Below are 2,263 nucleotides of genomic sequence, written 5' to 3'. Positions count from 1 at the left end.
GCGTCCTGGCCTGCTCGATCCGTTGGTTCAGATCGGCGGACTGCCCGGTCTGCCCCTCGGCGCCCGGGGGCATGAGAAAGAATGCCGTCAGAAACGCGGCAAGGATCCCGCTTGCGCGAGACGTGCGTCTGAGTGGCGCATTGCGCCAGTACGATTTCGGACGGGGATTCACGAGTGCTTCCTAGTTCACTACCGGAATGTTTGAAAGTGCGCGAAAGTAAGCACGTATGAGCGCTTCGTATTCACGGGGCCAGGCGCCTTCTCCCGTGCCACGCAGGATATCATCCCGCAGCACGCGGTCAACCCCGGTCAGATCATCCGGCAGGTCGCCCGGCGAAGGACGGTCCGCAAGGTCCTCGCCCGGCGCGGCGCGGCGCCTCTCCTCGCGTTTTTGACCTCGAATGGAACGCGAGGCGTCCAGCAGCCTGGACAGGATCCGCTGCTGGCGCTCCACCAGGGCGGGTTCGATCTGATACTGTTGCAACTCGCGTACCGTCTCTTCCATTTCCTTTTCGATTTCCTGTAACCGGCCAAGTATCTGGCCCTGCTGCTCCCGCTGTTCGCGCCGCAGTTGTTCGAGGATTTTCCGCAGCGCGTCCTGCCTGGCTGCAAGCCTGGATATCTGTGCCTGCGTCTCCAGGTCCATGCTCCCGTCCGATCCACTCATCATCCGGTTCATCTCGTCGTTGATTCCGGTCTGCTGCCGCGCCATGCCCCGCAGTCGTTCGATGAGGTCCATCATGCCGGAGGACGATCCCGAATTCGCCATGTTCCGCATGGCCCGCTGCAGAGCCAGCACGGTTTCGTTCAGTGATTTCATGGCAACTGACTGTTCCTGGGACGCCGTATCGCGTTTTTGATCGGCCAGGTGGTCCTCCGCAAGCTGCATGCTGTTCAGGGTTGCCCCCAGCGCCCGGCCGATGGAAGGCGAGATGAACAGAGTCTTCTGTGCGATGGAGACGATGTCGTTGGCAACAAGCGACGCGCCGTTCAGGAGTCCTTTCTGATCCTCGGCAAGCAGCGCTATGCGGGTGTCGGAACCGCCGGGGTTCCGGGTACGGCCGTTGAGGGTCTCCTGCCCCACCGATAGATCTACAAGTCGGTACATGGCCTGGCGCATCTCACCGGCGATTTCCCGCATCCTGTCTTCCTGGAGTTGATCCTGGATCTCCTGCAGCTGCTGGTTGAGCCCGGAAAGCGCCCGGGACATCCTCTGCTGGCCTTCCATCGCCTGTTGCATCCTGCTGGCTCTCAACTGACCTGAAATCTGATCCATGTCTTGCGTCATTTCCCGGCGGTCCATTTCCCGGGAAGCCTCGCGCACGCTTTCGGCGGGCATGTCCCGGAATTCTTCCATCGCACCGGCCAGGCTTTCCAGGTCACGCCGCAGGGACCCCGTGTCCTCGCCCAACTGCTCCTGTTTTCTCGCAAGTTCTTCTGCCTCTTTATTGTCAGACGCGTTCTCCGTCGCATAGCGCAACTCGTCCTGCCGTACAGCGAGGTCCTGCGTCTGCCGGACGGCAGCCGTCAACAACTGCTCTGCCCGAATGCGTTTCAGCAGGGCCAGGCTGCGCTCCAGGCGTCTCAAAAACTCCTCCTGCTCGAATTCGAACGCTTCCATCGACTCCTTCAACTGCCCGTTGTCGAATGACTGCAGGGCCTGTTTCAGTTCCTGCATGGCTTTCAGCAATTCGGGGGTGGCGATCTCCTGAAACAGCTTCCTGAGCTGTTCCATGCTGTCGATGAGTTCCTGGCTCGGCGAATCGTGGTCTTCCAGTCTATCCATAGATTCCTTCACCGCTTCCGCCGCCCGGAGGAGTTCGTCAGTCGCCTGTTCCTGACCGGCCAGGACGGATTCGATCTCCTTTTTTTGCTCCCAGGTCAATTCCAGCTCATCATTCCCTCCGGCGTCTTCCCTCGCCTGCTGCTCGAGGGTCCGGTTCAGTTCCTCGACTTTCTTCCGCGTTTCTTCCTGCTCTTCCAGCATGTCCTCCATATCCGAAACCTGCTGCTCCTGCGCATCGTCGATCTCGTCGTAGATCTCTTCCAGTGAAGGAAACCGCAGCGTGTAGGTTCGGCTCACTGCCCGCTTCGGTCCAGATATCGTATCGTTGTCGTACAATGCTATCCGATAGGAGACCACGTCCCCGGGGAACAGGTTTTCATTTGACAGATCCCATACGAAAGGCTGCGACATCACCGTAGATTCCAGGTCCACGGGAATGGCCCTGCTCCGCTCCTCGCCTCCAGGCTCTTTTCGATA

The 2,263-nt window shown here is 59.9% G+C and carries 1 protein-coding gene; it reads right to left on the bottom strand.

Translation table 11 applies throughout. The features are described from left to right. Positions 1-181 precede the first annotated feature (181 nt). On the bottom strand, positions 182-2,263 hold a 2,082-nt coding region (locus tag OXG98_12460; GenBank protein ID MCY3772814.1), incomplete at its 5' end, for a hypothetical protein.

The organism is Gemmatimonadota bacterium, assembly GCA_026706345.1.
Classification (GTDB): domain Bacteria; phylum JAAXHH01; class JAAXHH01; order JAAXHH01; family JAAXHH01; genus JAAXHH01.
The sequence above is the reverse complement of the archived record's forward strand: the minus strand, read 5'-3'. Positions and strand labels throughout refer to the sequence as shown.